The sequence below is a fragment of the Agromyces sp. LHK192 genome (genome assembly GCF_004006235.1).
Lineage (GTDB): Bacteria > Actinomycetota > Actinomycetes > Actinomycetales > Microbacteriaceae > Agromyces.
Map to the genome: position 1 here is coordinate 694,598 of NZ_CP034753.1, position 17,151 is coordinate 711,748.

The 17,151-nt window shown below is 69.9% G+C and carries 14 protein-coding genes; 8 read left to right on the forward strand and 6 right to left on the reverse strand.

Going from position 1 to position 17,151, the window contains the following annotated elements; all coding sequences use genetic code 11:
* The first annotated feature begins 10 nt into the window (after positions 1-10).
* From ELQ40_RS03110 to rplL, 3 genes are all read left to right on the forward strand, one after another.
* Entirely contained in the window at positions 11-2,347 is a 2,337-nt protein-coding gene (locus ELQ40_RS03110) for a Xaa-Pro dipeptidyl-peptidase (RefSeq protein WP_205649415.1), read from the forward strand.
* A gap of 348 nt (positions 2,348-2,695) precedes the next feature.
* Positions 2,696-3,211 (forward strand): 50S ribosomal protein L10, encoded by a 516-nt coding sequence (gene rplJ, locus ELQ40_RS03115; protein WP_127795101.1) that lies wholly within the window; start codon positions 2,696-2,698, stop codon positions 3,209-3,211.
* 50 nt (positions 3,212-3,261) lie between these two features.
* Positions 3,262-3,651: a 50S ribosomal protein L7/L12 gene (gene rplL / locus ELQ40_RS03120; RefSeq protein WP_127792363.1), complete on the forward strand. Its 390-nt coding sequence runs from the start codon at positions 3,262-3,264 to the stop codon at positions 3,649-3,651.
* Positions 3,652-3,805: 154 nt separating this feature from the next.
* Here rplL and ELQ40_RS03125 read toward each other — a convergent pair whose 3' ends face one another.
* The 5 genes from ELQ40_RS03125 to ELQ40_RS03145 all read right to left on the reverse strand — a co-directional run bounded on the left by ELQ40_RS03125 (position 3,806) and on the right by ELQ40_RS03145 (position 10,342).
* Positions 3,806-4,972, reverse strand: a complete 1,167-nt coding sequence (locus ELQ40_RS03125) for a Gfo/Idh/MocA family protein (protein WP_127792364.1) — start codon at positions 4,970-4,972, stop codon at positions 3,806-3,808.
* Complete coding sequence (locus tag ELQ40_RS03130) at positions 4,969-6,876, reverse strand: DUF6807 family protein (RefSeq protein ID WP_127792365.1); 1,908 nt, start codon at positions 6,874-6,876, stop codon at positions 4,969-4,971. The genes ELQ40_RS03125 and ELQ40_RS03130 overlap by 4 nt, the downstream gene beginning before the upstream one ends.
* A gap of 208 nt (positions 6,877-7,084) precedes the next feature.
* Complete coding sequence (locus ELQ40_RS03135; RefSeq protein WP_127792366.1) at positions 7,085-8,407, reverse strand: ABC transporter substrate-binding protein; 1,323 nt, start codon at positions 8,405-8,407, stop codon at positions 7,085-7,087.
* A gap of 86 nt (positions 8,408-8,493) precedes the next feature.
* The gene (locus ELQ40_RS03140; protein ID WP_127792367.1) at positions 8,494-9,426 is read right to left on the reverse strand and encodes a carbohydrate ABC transporter permease; all 933 of its coding nucleotides are present in this window, start codon (positions 9,424-9,426) and stop codon (positions 8,494-8,496) included.
* Positions 9,413-10,342 carry a carbohydrate ABC transporter permease gene (locus ELQ40_RS03145; RefSeq protein WP_127792368.1) on the reverse strand — a complete coding sequence of 310 codons (930 nt, stop codon included), beginning with the start codon at positions 10,340-10,342 and terminating at the stop codon, positions 9,413-9,415. The genes ELQ40_RS03140 and ELQ40_RS03145 overlap by 14 nt, the downstream gene beginning before the upstream one ends.
* A gap of 302 nt (positions 10,343-10,644) precedes the next feature.
* Here ELQ40_RS03145 and ELQ40_RS03150 point away from each other — a divergent pair, with 302 nt between their 5' ends.
* Positions 10,645-11,118, forward strand: a complete 474-nt coding sequence (locus ELQ40_RS03150; RefSeq protein ID WP_240665919.1) for a MarR family winged helix-turn-helix transcriptional regulator — start codon at positions 10,645-10,647, stop codon at positions 11,116-11,118.
* A complete protein-coding gene (locus tag ELQ40_RS03155; protein WP_127792370.1) occupies positions 11,115-12,353 on the forward strand; it encodes an MFS transporter in 1,239 nt (412 codons plus the stop codon). Before ELQ40_RS03150 ends, ELQ40_RS03155 begins: the two co-directional genes overlap by 4 nt.
* A 42-nt stretch (positions 12,354-12,395) precedes the next feature.
* Here the strand turns inward: ELQ40_RS03155 and ELQ40_RS03160 are convergent, their stop codons facing one another.
* The gene (locus ELQ40_RS03160; protein ID WP_127792371.1) at positions 12,396-13,421 is read right to left on the reverse strand and encodes a LacI family DNA-binding transcriptional regulator; all 1,026 of its coding nucleotides are present in this window, start codon (positions 13,419-13,421) and stop codon (positions 12,396-12,398) included.
* A gap of 271 nt (positions 13,422-13,692) precedes the next feature.
* Here ELQ40_RS03160 and ELQ40_RS03165 point away from each other — a divergent pair, with 271 nt between their 5' ends.
* The 3 genes from ELQ40_RS03165 to ELQ40_RS03175 all read left to right on the forward strand — a co-directional run bounded on the left by ELQ40_RS03165 (position 13,693) and on the right by ELQ40_RS03175 (position 17,140).
* Entirely contained in the window at positions 13,693-15,051 is a 1,359-nt protein-coding gene (locus ELQ40_RS03165; RefSeq protein WP_127792372.1) for an ABC transporter substrate-binding protein, read from the forward strand.
* A 122-nt stretch (positions 15,052-15,173) separates the two neighbouring features.
* Complete coding sequence (locus ELQ40_RS03170) at positions 15,174-16,142, forward strand: carbohydrate ABC transporter permease (RefSeq protein WP_127792373.1); 969 nt, start codon at positions 15,174-15,176, stop codon at positions 16,140-16,142.
* Complete coding sequence (locus ELQ40_RS03175; RefSeq protein WP_127792374.1) at positions 16,139-17,140, forward strand: carbohydrate ABC transporter permease; 1,002 nt, start codon at positions 16,139-16,141, stop codon at positions 17,138-17,140. Before ELQ40_RS03170 ends, ELQ40_RS03175 begins: the two co-directional genes overlap by 4 nt.
* Positions 17,141-17,151: the final 11 nt, after the last annotated feature.

Here is a 17,151-nt window from a genome sequence, read left to right on the forward strand (position 1 = left end):
GAGACCCCACATGTCCCGTCCTGTCGGCGCCGCCAGGCGCCGCCTCCGCCGCACGGCGATCCTCATCGCCGGGCCGGTGCTGCTGAGCGGGCTCGCGCTCGCCGGCTCGCCGGCGATCGCGGCCCCCGTCCCCGGACCCGCCGAGCCGACCTTCCAGGACGGCCTCTCGCAGGCCGTCTTCACCAGGACCACGAGCCAGTGGATCCGCCAGGAACTCTGGGTCGAGAGCGAGGTCGACTCCGACCTCGACGGACGCAACGACCTCGTCCACATCGACGTCACGCGTGTGCCCGAGACCGACGGCGACGACCTCAAGGTCCCCGTCATCATGGAGATGAGCCCCTACTACGCGGGCGGCAGCAGCGTTCCGAACTGGCCCGTCGACCACGAGCTCGGCGACCCGCCGGCCACCAAGCCGGGATTCCCCGCACCGAACACCCGCCAGACCAGCCCGAAGATCTCCTCGACCTTCGAGTCGACCTGGGTCCCGCGCGGCTTCGCCGTCGTGCACGCCGAGTCGCTCGGCAGCGGCTGGTCGGAGGGCTGCCCGACCTCGGGTGGGCTGAACGAATCCCTCGGCGGCAAGGCCGTCGTCGACTGGCTGAACGGCCGCGCGAAGGCGTACACGTCGACGGACCGCACCACCGAGGTGGACGCGAGCTGGTCGACCGGCAGCGTCGGCATGATCGGCACGTCGTACAACGGCACGCTGCCGATCGGCGTCGCCAGCACGGGCGTGGAGGGCCTCGACGCGATCGTGCCGATCTCGGCGATCTCGGACTGGTACAACTACTACCGCGCGAACGGTGCGGTGCGCGCCCCGGGCGGGTACCAGGGCGAGGACCTCGACGTGCTCGCCGACTACGTCCACACGCGTCGCGACCAGGCGACCTGCCAGCCCGTCATCGACGGTCTTCGGGCGGAGCAGGACCGGGCCACCGGCGACCGCAGCGAATTCTGGTCGGAGCGCGACTACCTCGCGAACGCGGATCAGATCACCGCCGCCACCCTCGTCGCCCACGGCCAGAACGACTGGAACGTGATGACGAAGAACGCAGCCGACCTCTACGAGGCCGTGAAGGCGAACGGCACCCCGCACCAGCTCTACCTGCACCAGGGCGGGCACGGCGGCGCGCCGAACGACACGCTGCTGAACCGGTGGTTCACCCGCTACCTGTACAAGGTCGAGAACGGCGTGGAGGAGCGGCCGAAGGCGTACATCGTCCGCGAGAACAACCAGCTGACGGAGTACCCCGACTGGCCCCAGCCCGGGACCGCGCCGGTCTCGCTGCACCTCGGTGCCGCGGAGACGGCCGGCGGCGTGGGCGAGCTGGACTTCGCGAGCGACACCTCGGGACGCACGGAGTCGTTCATCGACGACGCCCAGCTGCGGGCCTCGGCGCTCGCCGCGGCGGCCGAGTCGCCGAACCGGCTCGCGTACCAGACTCGCGCGCTGACCGGTGCGGTCCGGATGTCCGGGACGCCGAAGGTCTCGCTCGACCTCGCCGTGGACCGCGAGCAGGCGAACCTCACCGCGCTGCTCGTGAGCTACCCGCCGACCGGCGCCCCGCGGATCGTCTCGCGCGGCTGGATGGACGTGCAGAACCGGAACTCCGACGCCGTGACCGACGCGATCGAACCCGGCACCTCGTACCGGTTCGACTTCGAGTTCGAGCCGAAGGACTACGTCTTCGCGGAGGGCTCGCGCATCGGCCTGGTCGTGATGAGCTCGGACTACGAGTACACGATCCGTCCGGCCGCCGGCACCCGCCTGACGGTCGCACCCGGCGCCTCGACCTTCGAGCTGCCGATCGTCGGCGGGGCCGGCGAGTTGGTCTCCAAGCTCGCCGCCGGCGGGCCCGGTGCGGGGTACCAGGTGATCACCGCCGACGTCACGGGCGGCGCGCTGTCGATGGCCGTCCCCAGCACCGACCCGGTCGTGCTCGACCCGGTCGCGCTCACCGGCGCCGACCAGACCACGCCCGGCGCGCTGAACCCGGTTCGCGTCGTCGACTCCCGCGGCTCCGCCGCAGGGTGGGACCTCACCGGACAGGTGTCGGACTTCACCAGCGGTTCGGGCGTGATCCTCGCCGAGAACCTCGGTTGGGCGCCGAGCGCGTCGGTGGAGACCGGAGGCCTGCCGACCGCGGAGGACGAGGCCGCCACGGTCGCACCGGGCGCCGTGGTCGTCCCGGGTGCCGGCCTGCGCGACCCGTTGACGCTCTGCGGTTCCGCGAAGGGCCACAGCGCGGGCGCGTTCGCGTGCGGCGGAGGGCTCGAGCTCGGCGTGCCGGGGTCGACCCGCTCGGGCACCTACACCGGGGTGCTCACGCTCACCCTGATCTGAGGTCGAGACCTCGCAGGACGGCTGCGGGCCGGGGCGCATGCCCCGGCCCGCGGTCGCGTGCGGTGTGCGTCATGCGGCGAACCCGGGGCATCCGGCTCGATTTTGCGGTGGTCGACTCCTCGGGTACGCTGGTCGGAGCCGAAGACCGTTGGTCGTCGTGCCCGGAGTGATCCGGGTCGACCGAAGCTCTGCGAAAGCAGGGGCCCACGCAGGTGTGACGAAGACTTTCCAGGTTCTGGTTCGAGCTCCGCGCAACTGCGCCGGAGCTCTTTTCATTTCCCGAGGGCTCCAGCGCTCCGAGGCCGTGCATCGCCACCGCGGTGCACGTTGAGTACACAAGGAGTGGCCATGGCGAACAAGGAAGCCTCGGTTGCCGAACTCACGAACCTGTTCGAGAGCTCGACCGCCGTTCTGCTGACCGAATACCGCGGCCTCACTGTTGCGCAGCTCAAGACGCTGCGCAAGTCCATCAGTGGGGACGCGAGCTACGCCGTGGTGAAGAACACGCTGACGAAGATCGCGGCCAACAACGCCGGGATCTCCTCGTTCGACGACGACCTCAAGGGCCCGTCGGCGATCGCGTTCGTGCACGGTGACCCGGTCGCCGTCGCGAAGTCGCTGCGTGACTTCGCCAAGGCGAACCCCCTCCTCGTGGTCAAGGGCGGCTACTTCGATGGCAAGCCCCTGACCGCCGAAGAGGTAGGCAAGCTCGCCGACCTCGAGTCCCGCGAAGTGCTGCTGGCGAAGCTCGCCGGTGCCTTCAAGGCCTCGCTGTTCGGAGCCGCATATCTGTTCAACGCACCGCTGTCGAAGGCCGTTCGCACGGTCGACGCGCTGCGTGAGAAGCAGGAGTCCGCTGCGTAGGCGCGAGCCTCTCAAGCGGTGAGTAACCAGAAAATCTGAAGGAGAAAATCATGGCGAAGCTGTCCACTGAAGAGCTGCTCGAGCAGTTCAAGGGCCTGACCCTCATCGAGCTCTCGGAGTTCGTCAAGGCGTTCGAGGAGACCTTCGAGGTCACCGCGGCCGCCCCGGTCGCCGTTGCCGGCCCCGCTGCCGCAGGCGGCGGCGCTGCTGCCGAAGAGGTCGAGGAGAAGGACTCGTTCGACGTCGTCCTCGAGGCCGCCGGCGACAAGAAGATCCAGGTCATCAAGGTCGTCCGCGAGCTCACCTCGCTCGGCCTCGGCGAGGCCAAGGCCGTCGTCGACGGTGCTCCGAAGGCCGTGCTCGAGGGCGCGAACAAGGAGACCGCCGACAAGGCGAAGGCTGCCCTCGAGGAAGCCGGCGCAACCGTCACCCTCAAGTAATCACGCGCGCCCGTTCGGGCGCTCGGAACTTGAGGTGACCTGCGTCACCTGAATCACACGGATGCCCCGTGGCTCACGAGCCACGGGGCATCCGTCGTTTCCGGGCTGGACCGGTGGAGGCGAATCCACGCCGCCGCGTCGGAGCGGTCGACCGTCAGCGCGCCCAGGGGGCGCCGAGCTCGGCGAACGTGCGCCCTTCGCGCACCACCCGTTCGCTCCACGCCTCGATGCCGTCGACCACGCGGTGCGGGCCGTCCGGCGCGACCGCGCCGGTTCCGGCATCCGAGTCCACGCGAGCGACGTACTCCGCAGCGATGGGCGTCGGAGCCGGAGCCATGCGCACGGCCTCGAGCACGCGCATGAACCCGCCGGTCGAGGCCGCCGGCACCAGCAGCGGCGCGCCGGCCGCGACATGGTCGACGAGGTTCGCGAGCAGGCCCGTGCGCGCGTGCACCGACGTGATCGGGATCGCGGCGCCGGGTTCGAACAGCTGCACGAGGTCGAGCGTGTACCAGTAGACGATCCGACCGGCGGTGCCTTCGACGGTAACCGCGGGCTCGCTGCGCCGCGGGGCAGTGAGGCTGAGCGCGGCGGCCACGGGCGGGCGATCGACGAGCTCGACGACGAGCGACGACGTGTCGTCGGCCTCGATGTCGTTCGCCCGGTACAGGTCGAGCCGCACGGCGGAGACATCCGATTCGCCGGTGGCGCCCGCGATCGCGAGCGCGGTGGCGGTGGCGTGGGCGAGCGGGTTCGTGACCGCTCCGTCGACGACGGGGAGCCCGTCGAGCGTCCGGCGTCCGGCCCAGGCGGCGCGGGTCCAGTACGCCTCGCTGCGCAGCCAGGTGCCGAGGGCGCCGTAGTGCCTCACCTCGCCGACGGCCCCCGCCGCGACGAGGTCTCGCACGGCCGCGATGCCCGCCGAGCCGAGGCTCTGGAACCCGATCTGCACCGCGCGGTCGGCGGCGAGGCCCGCGGCGACGAGCTCGCGGAAATCCGCGAGCGTGGGCGTCGGCGGCTTCTCGAGGAGCACGTGCACGCCCGCGTCGAGCGCGGCGCGCGAGAGCGGCAGGTGCGTGTGCATCGGCGTCGACAGCACGACGATGTCGAGGTCCGCCTCGGCGATCATCGCCTCGGCGCCGGTGAACACCGCCACGCCGGCCGCCGCGCCGCCGAGCAGGTCGGCTTCGGTCGGTCGGGGATCCGCGACGGCCGCGAGTTCGGCGCGGCCGTCGCGGACGAGTTCGAGCGCAGTGCGCACATGGCTGGCGCCGTGCCCGTGGATGCCCGCGATGCCGACGCGGGGAAGTCGGGTCGTCATGCCTTCGGTGCCGGGTGCGCCACCGGACCAGGATGCCAGTCCGACCGGTGCGTCGCGACGAGCGCCGCCAGTTCGCCGGCGTCCGTGATCGCGCGGTCGATCAGCAGCGCGTCGAGCCCGAGGTCGAGGGTGCCGCCCTCGGGCACCTCGACGATCTCGTCCCACGCGACCGCGGGGCAGACGCCGAGGTACTCGGAGACGCGTGCGAACCACGGCCGGGGCTCGGTGCCCGCGGGTTGCATGAGCAGCACGGTGACCGGGCGCGCGGGATCCGTCACCGCGAGCCAGGGCGAGCGCGAACCGTGTGCGAGCTCCTCGCCGACGCCGTCGGCGGTCACGACCTGGGCATCCCACTTGGGGAACCGCCAGAACAGTCCGCCGTACCCGGCGCCGGTGCGCCCGTTCGTCGCGGGCGAGCCCAGCCGGAGCGCCCCGAAGTTGGCGGTGAGCACGCTTCGCCAGTTCAGGGTCCACGCGTCGCGTTCGCCGACGCGCACGGCGCGTCCGCGGATCGAGCGCACCTCGCTGAGCTGCGCGACCTCGCGCTCGTCGATCCAGGTGAGGCGCTCGGTGACGGTGTCGTCGCCGACCAGTTCGAGTTCGTCGCGGCGCTGCGTGCCCTGGTTCTCGAGCATGACCGAGCCGACGCCCTGCACGTACGTGCGGCCGCCCCAGTACGACGTGCGGTTGACGTCGGGGAGGGCGACGCCGATGCCGAGGTGGTGCAGGTGGTCGGTCGGGTGCACGTCGGTGACGCGCACGCCGCCGAGCGTCTCGACGGGGTGCAGGAACGGCCGGGGCGACAGCACCTGGTCGATCGAGGTGCCCTCCTCGTACCGGGCTACGATGCGATCGGCCAGGCGCAGCACCGGACGACCGGGCGACAGCCAGCCGGATGCCTCGGGCGCCGGCCCCGAGCTCGCACGGACCTCGAGGATCGCGCGGTAGGAGAGCGGATGCGTCGCCGGTTCGCCGGCCATCGCGTCGCGCAGGCGCCGCCACGACTGGGCGCCGAGCTCGAGGCGCGGCACCGACATCGTCGTCAGTGCGGGTGCGGCGAAGCGGGCGAGCGGCACGTCGTCGATGCCGGTGACCGACAGGTCGCCGGGAACGTCGACGCCGAGTTCGCGGAGCCGGGCCAGCAGGCCCATCGCGACGAGGTCGTTGAAGGCGACGACGCCGGTGACGCCGGAGGAGAGCACCTGCTCGGCGGCGCGGTACCCGTCTTCGATCGCGGAGCCGCCGACGAGGTCGACCACGTCGAGTTCCGGCCGGCGCGCGGTGAGCTCGACGAGCCCGCGACGGCGCAGGTTGTCGGCGTACGACTGTGGTGGCCCGGCGAGGTACGCGATCCGCGTGTGGCCCAGTGAGAGGAGGTGCTCGCCGAGGGTGCCGGCCGCGTGCGCGTAGTCGACGGAGAGTTCGGCGGCGGGTTCCCCGGAGACGAGCCGGTTGACGACGACGGTCGGGCGCACGCGGTCGAGGAGCGCCTCGAGGCGCTCGGCGGGCATGCGCGGGGAGACGAGCACCAGCGCGTCGCAGCGCGAGCGGGCCTCGATGGCGATCTCCTCCTCGTCGGCGACCCGTTCCGCGGTGTCGGCGACGAGCACGCGGTAGCCGTCGCGCGCGGCCTCGCGGCTGAGGCCCTTGAGCACGCCCTGGAACATCGGGTTCTCGAGGTCGGGAACGACGAGGGCGACCGTGTTGCTCCGGCCGCGCACGAGGTTGCGGGCCATCTGGCTGGGCGAGTAGTTGAGCTTGTCGATCGCGTCGAGCACCTTCGCGGAGATGGCGGGGTCCACCTTCGCGTTGCGGTTCAGCACACGCGACACGGAGGCCTGCGAGACACCGGCGTACTCGGCCACCTGAGCGATGGTGACCTGCCGCTGCGGTGGGTTGGGCACGTGGACCTCCGTCGGAAGAGCGTCTGGGAGTGGAAGGCGATGGGGTGGTGCTGCGGCCGGGGCCGAAGGGGTGGAGCGGCTGCCGCCAGGGGGTGCGGCAGCCGCTCCGGGGACGGTCGGGGGAGGAACCGTCGGGTGGATGCCTCCGCGCCGGCGAAGGCGCGGGCGGAGGCATCCGTGGTGACGGACGAGTCCGTCGGGGAGTGGATCAGATCGCGGCGTCGTCGAGGGCCCGCTGGAGCTCCTCGATGAAGCTGGCCGCCGCGTCGGCGGGAGTCAGCTCGCCGAACAGCACCTTCTGGGTGTGCTGGTCGATGATCGTCTCGATCGCGCCGCCGCCCGGGGGCGTGGCCGGCGGGGCGTCGCCCACCTCGGGAGCCAGCTCGTCGAGGAACTCCACGACGGTCTGGTTGACCTCGTCGAGCTTGGGCGTGATGTACTCGCGGATCTTCTCGTTGGCCGGCACGCCGCGCTCGGCGAGCAGCAGGTCGGCTGCGTCCTCGCTGTTCGCGAGGTAGTCGAGGAAGGTCGCCACCTCGGCCGGGTGCTCCGTCTTCGCCGACGACGACCAGAACATCGACGGCTTGTAGTAGGCGCTGCCGTCAGCCGTGCCGGGGACGCGGAGGGCGACGAGGTCCTGGCCGCTGGCGTCGCGGAGGGCCTGCACCTGGTTCGACCACCAGGGCCCGAAGGCCGACGCGTTGGTCGCGGTGAACGACTCGGCGAGGCCGCTGGTCTCGCGCTCGATCGTCGCGGCCGGGTCCGGCGTGGCGCCGGCCTCGGTGGCCTCGAGCAGGAACTCCCACCAGCTCGCGAGGGTCTCCTCGCTCGCGGCGACCTCGGAGCCGTCGTACAGCGACTCGCCGTTCTGGCGGAGCCAGTTGTTCAGGCCGCCGTCCTCGAAGCCCCACGACTGGGTGCCGACGATCGCACCGCCCGACGCGGTCGCGACCTCCTCGGCGGTGGCGACGAAGTCGTCCCACGTCCACGACTCGTCGTCGGGCAGCTCCACGCCGTACTGGTCGAGCAGGTCCTGGTTGGCGATGATCGTGTACGAGTTGATGCCGACGGGCACGCCGTACTGGGTGCCGTCGAGGGCGCCGGTGCCGAGCACCGCCTCGGGGAAGTCCTCGGTCGACAGGATCGACGAGAGGGAGCCGAGGTCGGCGAGCACGCCGTTGGCAGCGTAGGTCGAGAGCTGCTTCTCGTCCATCTGGATGATGTCGGGGATCTCGCCCGCGGCGACCGAGGTCGAGAGCTTGTCCCAGTACCCGGCCCAGTCGGTGTACTGCGGCTCGATCGTGATGTTGGGGTACTCCGCCTCGAAGGCGGCGATGATCTCCTCGGTCGCGGCGTGGCGGGTGTCGTTGCCCCACCACGTGAACGAGAGGGTCACGGGCTCGTCGCTGAGCTCGAGGGCGGGGGCTTCCGGCTCGGTCGCGGCGTCGTTGCCGGCGCACGCCGTGAGGACGAGCGTCGCTGCGCCGAGCGCTGCGACGAATCCGGCACGGCGTCGTGTGATGCCTCGCATGTTCGGTTCCTTCCTGGTGCTGTCGTGTGGTGCTCGGGGAGTGAGCGTGGTGCGGGTGGTGCTGGGTGGTTCGACCGTGGGTGCGGTCACTTGATCCCCGTCGTCGCGATGCCCTTGATGAGGAACCGCTGGCCGAAGAGGAAGATCAGGAAGATCGGGATGAGCGATACGACGCTCATCGCGAACATCTCCCCGAAGTCGGTCGAGCTCTGCGAGTCCTGGAACGCGTTGAGCGCGAGCGGGACGGTGTAGAGACTCGGCTTGGTGAGGAAGATCAGCTGGCTGAAGAAGTCGTTCCAGGTCCAGATGAAGGTGAAGATCGTGGTGGTCGCGAGGGCCGGCACCATCAGCGGCAGGATGATCTGCAGGAAGATGCGCGGATGCCCTGCCCCGTCGATGCGGGCCGCCTCGTCGAGTTCGCGCGGGATGCCGCGGATGAACTGCACCATCAGGAAGATGAAGAACGCGTCGGTCGCGAGGAGCTTCGGCACGATCAGCGGCAGGAAGGTGTTGACCCAGTCCAGCTGGGAGAACAGCACGTACTGCGGGACGATGATGACGTGGATCGGCAGCATGATGCTGAGCAGCATGATGGCGAACCAGAACTTCTTGCCGCTGAACTCGAGCCGGGCGAACGCGTAGGCCGCCAGCGAGCACGAGACCAGGTTGCCGATGATGCTGCCGATCACGACGATCGCCGAGTTCAGCAAGTACACGTTGAACGGGTAGGTCAGCGCGTTCCAGCCGTCGGTGTAGTTCGAGATCTCGAAGCTGTCGAAGACGAGGCCCGGCTCGCGGAAGATGAGCTCGGTCGGCCGGAAGGAGCTGACCACCATCCAGATCACCGGGTAGAGCATCAGCACGGCGGCGAGGATCAGGAAGCCGTGGCGCAGGATGCTCGTGATCGGCTTGCGGAACGGGCTCCGGCGGCGGCGCTGCTCGCGCACCCGCTCGGGCGGGAGGCCGGTGACGACCGCCTCGGTCAGCGGAGCGTCGACTGCGGGGTCAATCTTGGTCATCGTAGAACACCCAATACTTCGAGGCCCAGAAGTTGATCGCGGTGAGCGCGGCGACGATCACCAGGAGCAGCCAGGCCATGGCGGAGGCGTAGCCCATGTTCAGGTTCGCGAACCCCTGCTGGTAGAGGTACAGCGTGTAGAAGAGCGTCGAGTCGACCGGTCCGCCCGTTCCACCGGAGACGACGAACGCCTGGGTGAAGGACTGGAACGCGCCGATCAACTGGAGGATCAGGTTGAAGAAGATGATCGGGGTCAACATCGGCAGTGTGATGTGGCGGAACTGGTTCCACCGGCTGGCGCCGTCGACGGCCGCGGCCTCGTAGTACATCACCGGGATCTGCCGGAGGCCGGCGAGGAAGATGACCATCGGGGCGCCGAACGTCCAGACGTTGAGGATCATCAGCGTGCCGAGGGCGGTCTCGGGGTTGGAGATCCAGCCCTGGCCCTCGATGCCGAACCAGCCGAGCACGATGTTGAACAGCCCGTCGACGCCGAAGAGCTGGCGCCAGAGGATCGCGATCGCGACGCTCGCGCCGAGCAGCGACGGGAGGTAGAACGCCGACCGGTAGAGCGCGAGTCCGCGCAGGCCGCGGTCGAGCACGAGCGCGAGGAAGAGCGCGAGGCCGAGCTGCAGCGGCACCGAGATGAACACGTACTGGAACGTGACGATGAGCGCCTGGTGGAGGCGGTCGTCCTCCCACATGCGCACGTAGTTGTCGAGGCCGTTGAACCGAGGCGGGCTCAGCAGGTTGTAGCGCGTGAACGAGAGGGCGAACGACGCGACCATCGGACCGACGGTGATCAGCGCGAGGCCGATGAACCACGGGAGGAGGAAGAGGAAGGCGGCCTTGTTCTGCTTGCGCTGCTTCGCCGCCCCCGATCCCTTGAGGCTTCGCAGCTCGCCGAGGGCGCTCATACGCCGCCTCGCCGTCGCGCCGGGCGGGACGGGCCGCCGCCGGGGGGTGTCATCTCGGGCACTGATGCTCCAGTCATCGTCGTTGATGCCGGTCTGAGAAAGCGCTATCTCAGCGGCTGGAGTCGTTTCTACCCCAGACCTCCGGCCCTTCGCAACCGCTTTCCCGAATTGTTGCCAACTCGTGGGGTCGATTCTGTGAAAGGGCTTTCTCAGGGGTGCTCGTCGCCCGTGCGCCACCCGCGCCAGCATGCGGAAGGGCGGGGTCGGGCGCCATGTGCATAGGAAAGCTATATAGTTGGGCTATGGATATTTCGGATGCCGCATCCGACGACGCGCTCGCCGCCGTCATCGGCGACCTCGTCGCCGTCAACCACCGACTCACCCGCCTCGCCGCGACCGCGACCGGCAGCACCGAGTCCCCGGCCACCTGGCGCACGCTCAGCGTCCTGCGCGACCTCGGGCCGATGCGGATCGGCGAACTCGCGCGCGTGAGCCGTGTCTCGCAGCCCACGATGACCAAGCTCGTGCACGCGCTCGACGAACGCGACTGGATCCGGCGCATCGCCGACGCGGGGGACGCCAGGGCGTGGCTCATCGCCGCGCACCCCAAGGGCCTCGCCGCGCTCGACTCCTGGCGGCGCGAGCTCGCCGCGAACCTCGCCCCCCGATTCGCCGACCTGGACCCCGACGAGCGCGACACCCTCGCGCGCGCCGTCGAGATCCTGAGGGATCGGTTCGAGCGCGCCGACGAGCAGCGCGTGGACGGCGTCGCGTGAGCGGGCACGGGGCATCCGGTTCGATCCTGAGGCAGCCGAAGGCGGTCTGGGCCGTCGCGTTCGCGAGCGTGATCTCGTTCATGGGCATCGGGCTCGTCGACCCGATCCTGCCGGCCATCGCCGAGAGCCTCGAGGCCACGCCGACCGAGGCGGAGATGCTGTTCACGGCCTACCTCGCCGTGACCGGCCTCGCGATGTTCGTCACCAGCTTCGTCTCCAGCCGGATCGGCGCGAAGAAGACCCTGCTGATCGGGCTCGCGCTCATCATCGTGTTCGCCGCCGCCGCGGGCCTCTCGAACGACGTCGACGCGATCATCGGCTTCCGCGCGGGCTGGGGCCTCGGCAACGCCTTCTTCATCTCGACCGCGCTCGCGACGATCGTCGGCGCCGCGTCCGGCGGCACCGGGGCGGCGATCGTGCTCTACGAGGCCGCCCTCGGGCTCGGCATCGCGATCGGCCCGCTCGTCGGTGCCGCACTCGGCGATGTGAGCTGGCGCGGACCGTTCTTCGGTACCGCCGCGCTCATGGCGATCGCGTTCATCGCGCTCACCGTGCTGCTGAAGCCCGACGACCCGGCCGCGCGCGTGCCGGTGCGGTTCACCGCCTCCTTCCGCGCCCTCGGTGATCGGACGCTGCTCGCACTGGCGTTGGCCGCGCTGTTCTCCAACATCGGGTTCTTCGTGCTCCTCGCGTACTCGCCGTTCGTGCTGCTCTTCGACGTCTGGGGACTCGGGCTCACGTTCTTCGGCTGGGGTGTGGGCCTCGCGGTCACCTCGGTGTTCGTCGCGCCGTGGCTGACCGCGCGGGTACGCCGCACGACCGTGCTGAAGGTCGCGCTTCCCGTGCTCGCCCTCGACCTCGCAGCCTGCGCGGTCTTCGTGCACGAGGCGGTCGTGCTGGTGGTGCTGATCGTGATCGGCGGGCTGGTGCTCGGCGTGCTCAACACGGTCCTCACCGAGGCGGTGATGGGCGCGACCGACCTGCCGCGCACCGTGGCGTCCGGGGCGTACTCGGGGGTCCGGTTCCTCGGCGGAGCGATCGCTCCGCCCGCCGCGACCGAGCTCGCGAAGCTGCTGTCGCCCGCCGCGCCCTACTGGGCCGGTGCGGCGTCGGTGCTGGTCGCGGCCATGATCGTGCTCGTCTCGTCGCGCGCGCTCGCGCGCGCCGACGCCGACGACGCGCCGCTCGCCGAGGAGGCCGAGGCCGAGGCGATCCTCGTCGGCGACGCGGGCTGAGGCCGGCGGCCGCGGCGCCTCACCGCGCGAACAGCAGGCGCCTCACCGTGCGAGCCGCACGGTGCTCGAGCGCACCACCAGCCTGGTCGGCAACGGGGCGCCCGAGTCGGGCAGCGGATCGGCGTCGGGCCCCTCGCCGAGCAGTCGGAGCACGACGCCGACCGCGGTTGCGCCCTGGGCCCCGGGATCCTGTTCGACGGTCGTGAGGCCGAACAGCTCGGCGTACTCGTGGCCGTCGACGCCGATCACCGAGAGGTCTCCCGGCACCGCGATGCCGAGTCGGTCGGCCGCGCGCATCAGCCCGAACGCCATCTCGTCGGACGCCGTGAACACGGCCGTCGGGCGTCGCCCGGGGTGGCCGAGCAGTTGCAGGCCCGACTCGTACCCGCCGGGCAGGCTCATCTCGGCCTCGAGCACGTCGGCACGTCCCGCGGGCGTCAGGCCGGCGGCCGACATCGCCTCGAGGAAGCCGCGCCGACGCGCCCCCGGCACCGCGTGCGGATTCGCCGCGGCGCCCGTGCCGGCGAGATGCGCGATGCGCGAGTGCCCCAGGTGCAGCAGGTGCTCGGTCGCGAGCTGTCCGGCGGCCCGGTCGTCGATCGCGAGCCGCGCGGCACCGGTTCCGCTGCCGCCGAGCAGCACGACGGGCTTGTCGCGCTGGTCGAGCGAGGCCAGCTCGGATGCCTCGAGGTCGATGCCGACCGAGAGCACCGCGTCGACGCGCTTGCGCTTGAGGAAGTAGTCGAAGACCCGGTCGCGCTCGGCCCCGGGCGCGCCGACGTGGTAGAGCATGAGGTCGTACCCGGCGGCCAGCAGTGTGCGTTCGACACCCTCGAGCACCTCGCCGTAGAACCACCGGTTCACGTGGGGGATGATCACGCCGACCGTCTTCGTGCGTCCGGTGACGAGGCTCGCTGCGTCGGGCGAGGCGACGTAGCCGATCTGCGCCGCGGCCTGCTCGACGCGGAGCCGGGTGGCCGGCGCGACGTGGCCCCGCCCCGAGAGGGCGCGCGATGCGGTCGCCTTGGACACCCCGGCGAGGCGCGCCACATCGGAGATCGCGGCCACAGCGCCTCCCTCCGTCGGGTGGTTCCGGGGCGAGCATAGCGCCATGCGGCGGTCGGTGCTGGAATCGGTTCCAGACCGTGGATCCGATGCGACGCTCCGGCCGGGCTCGGGAGGTGGTCGCGCTCTCATCGGTGCGGCATCCGACGAGGTCGTGTTTGCCGGATCGTGATCGAGTCGCCCTTGTGCGTGCCGCCGCGTCTGTCCTAGCGTGGACGCTGGAAACGGTTCCGGCACCCGGGGCCACCCTGCATTCACTCAACGAGGAGACGACATGAGACTCACACGGCAACGCCGTTGGTTGGTCCCCGCAGCGGCGGCCGCGGCGGTCGGACTGGCCCTCACCGGTTGCACCGGCGACATCGCCGAGGAGGACGCGGCAGACGTCGACTGCACCGACTACGAGGAGTACGGCACCTTCGACGGCGCCGAGGTCACGATGGCGGGCACGATCCTCGACCTCGAGGCCGACCGGCTCGTGGAGTCGTGGAGCGACTTCGAGTCCTGCACCGGCATCTCGATCGACTACCAGGGCTCGAGCGAGTTCGAGGCGCAGATCGCCGTGCTCGCCGAGGGCGGCAACGCGCCCGACATCGGCATCGTGCCGCAGCCGGGTCTGCTCGGCCGTCTCGCCGACGGCGGTTGGCTGATCCCGGCCTCGCAGGCGGTCGAGGACCACGTCGACGAGTTCTGGTCGGAGGACTGGAAGACGTACGGCACGTACGACGACACCTTCTACGCGGCCCCGCTCATGGCGAGCATCAAGGGCTACATCTGGTACTCGCCGGCCGAGTTCGAGGAGAAGGGCTACGAGATCCCGAAGACCCTCGACGAGCTCAAGACGCTGTCCGAGACGATCGCGTCGGAGGGCGAGCACAAGCCCTGGTGCGTCGGCCTCGAGTCCGGCGACGCGACGGGCTGGCCGGGCACCGACTGGATCGAGGACTACGTCCTGCGCCAGCACGGAGCCGACGTGTACGACCAGTGGGTGACCCACGGCATCCCGTTCAACGACCCGATGATCGTCGAGTCGTTCGACTCGGTCGGCGAGTACCTCAAGAACGAGGACATGGTCAACGGCGGTATCGGCGACGTGTCGACGCTCGTGACCGAGGCGTTCCAGACGGCCGGCCTGCCGATCGTCGACGGCGAGTGCTCGCTGCACCACCAGGCCTCGTTCTACGAGACCTTCTGGAACCCCGAGGGCGGCGATGAGGTCACGGTCGCGTCCGACGGCGACGTCTTCGGCTTCCTGCTCCCGCCGGCGAACGCCGACGACCCGCTGTCGGTGACCGGCGGCGGCGAGTTCCCGGTCGCGTTCCGTGACGCCGAAGAGGTCGAGGCGGTCCGCGCCTACCTCTCGAGCGACACGTGGGCGAACAACCGGGTCAGCCTCGGCGGCGTGGTCAGCGCGAACACCGGCGTCGACCCGGAGAACGCGTCGAGCGAGCTGCTCGTGCAGTCGATCGAGATCCTCCAGGACCCCGAGACGACGTTCCGCTTCGACGGATCCGACCTGATGCCCGGCGCCGTCGGTGCCGACTCCTTCTGGAAGGGCATCGTGGCCTGGGTCGGCGGCGAGAGCACGCAGCAGGTCGTGGACGCGGTCGAGTCGAGCTGGCCGGCCACCTGACCCGCGCGCCGGGTGGCGCTCGCGCGCTGGGCGCGGAATGATCGAGGGGCGGGGTGCGAACCCCGCCCCTCGGCACCCCAGCTGCAACACGGCTGATTTCGACGAAGAAACCGGGAGGCACGATGACGACCGCCGATCTGCTCGGCAAGATCCTGCAGGTGGTGATGGGCCTCGCGATCTTCGCGGCGGTCGTCGGCCTCCTCATCTTCTTCATCGACAAGGCGCCCAAGAAGGGCCGCGACTACTGGCAGCTCGCGGGCTTCCTCGCGCCGGCGATGCTGTTCCTGATCGTCGGGCTCGTGTATCCGGCGATCCGCACCTCGCTGCTCGCCTTCCAGAACAACAGCGGCGAGTGGACGTTCGACAACTTCGTCTGGATGTTCACGCAGCCCGCTGCGATCCGCACCCTGATCAACACCGTGATCTGGGTGCTCTTCGTGCCGACGCTGTCGACGATCATCGGGCTCGCCTACGCGGTCTTCATCGACAAGTCACGGGGTGAGAAGTACTACAAGGTCATCCTGTTCATGCCGATCGCGATCTCGTTCGTGGGCGCCGGCATCATCTGGCGCTTCGTCTACGAGTACAAGGCGCCCGGCCGCGACCAGATCGGCCTGCTCAACGGCATCGTCGTCGCGTTCGGGGGTGAGCCCGTGCAGTGGCTGCAGACGGATCCGCTGAACACGTTCCTCCTCATCGTCGTGATGATCTGGATCCAGACCGGCTTCGCGATGGTCCTGCTGAGCGCCGCGATCAAGGGCGTGCCGACCGAGCAGCTCGAAGCAGCCGAGCTCGACGGCACCAACGCCTGGCAGCGCTTCATCAACGTCACCGTGCCGAGCATCCGAGGGGCCCTCGTGGTGGTGCTCACCACGATCTCGATCGCCACCCTGAAGGTCTTCGATATCGTCCGCACCATGACCGCCGGAAACTTCAACACCTCCGTGGTCGCGAACGAGATGTACACCCAGGCGTTCCGCGCGAGCGAGGTCGGAAGGGGCTCGGCGCTGGCGCTGATCCTGTTCCTGCTGGTGCTGCCGATCGTCGTCTACAACATCAACGTCCTCCGGAAGCAGAGGGAGATCCGATGAGCATCGCACCCGCCGACCTGCCCATCGGCAAGAACCAGGGCACGCTCGAGTCCGCCGCCGAGACCACCGCCCTCCAGGAGGTGACGGGGGGCAAGGCCGACCGCGTCAAGAAGCGCATGACGTCGCGCACGGCCACGATCGTCTCGCTCATCATCGCCGTGCTCTGGACCATCCCGACGTTCGGCCTGCTGATCTCGTCGTTCCGTCCCGGCGACCTCGTGCGCACGACGGGGTGGTGGACGATCTTCCAGAACCCCGGCTTCACGTTCGAGAACTACCAGGACGTGCTGCTGTCGACCTCGTCGTCGTCGCCGCAGCTCGGCGCGTACATCGTGAACTCGATCGCGATCGCGCTGCTCGGCACGCTCATCCCGCTGGTGTTCGCGACGATGGCCGCGTACGCGTTCGCGTGGATCAAGTTCAAGGGCGCGTCGACGCTGTTCATCCTGGTGTTCGCGCTGCAGATCGTGCCGCTCCAGATGGCCCTCGTGCCCCTGCTGCAGGTCTTCTCGACCTGGCTGCGACCCATGCAGGCCTGGCTGCACGACGTCGTGCCGATCATCCCCGAGCAGAACTACGCACCGGTGTGGCTGGCGCACGCGATGTTCGCCCTGCCGCTCGCGATCTTCCTGCTGCACAACTTCATCGCCGAGATCCCGTCGGAGGTCATCGAGGCGGCACGAGTCGACGGCGCCACGCACGGCCAGATCTTCTTCCGGATCGTGCTGCCGCTCGCGACGCCCGCGATCGCGTCCTTCGCGATCTTCCAGTTCATCTGGGTGTGGAACGACCTGCTCGTCGCCCTGATCTTCTCCGGCGGCACGCAGGACGTCGCGCCGCTGACCCAGCGATTGGCGGAGATGGTGGGCTCGAGAGGCCAGGAGTGGGAGCGATTGACCGCCGGAGCGTTCATCTCGATGATCATCCCGCTCGCGGTGTTCTTCGGGCTGCAACGGTACTTCGTGCGGGGTCTGCTCGCCGGTTCGACGAAGGGCTGATCAGCGCCGAG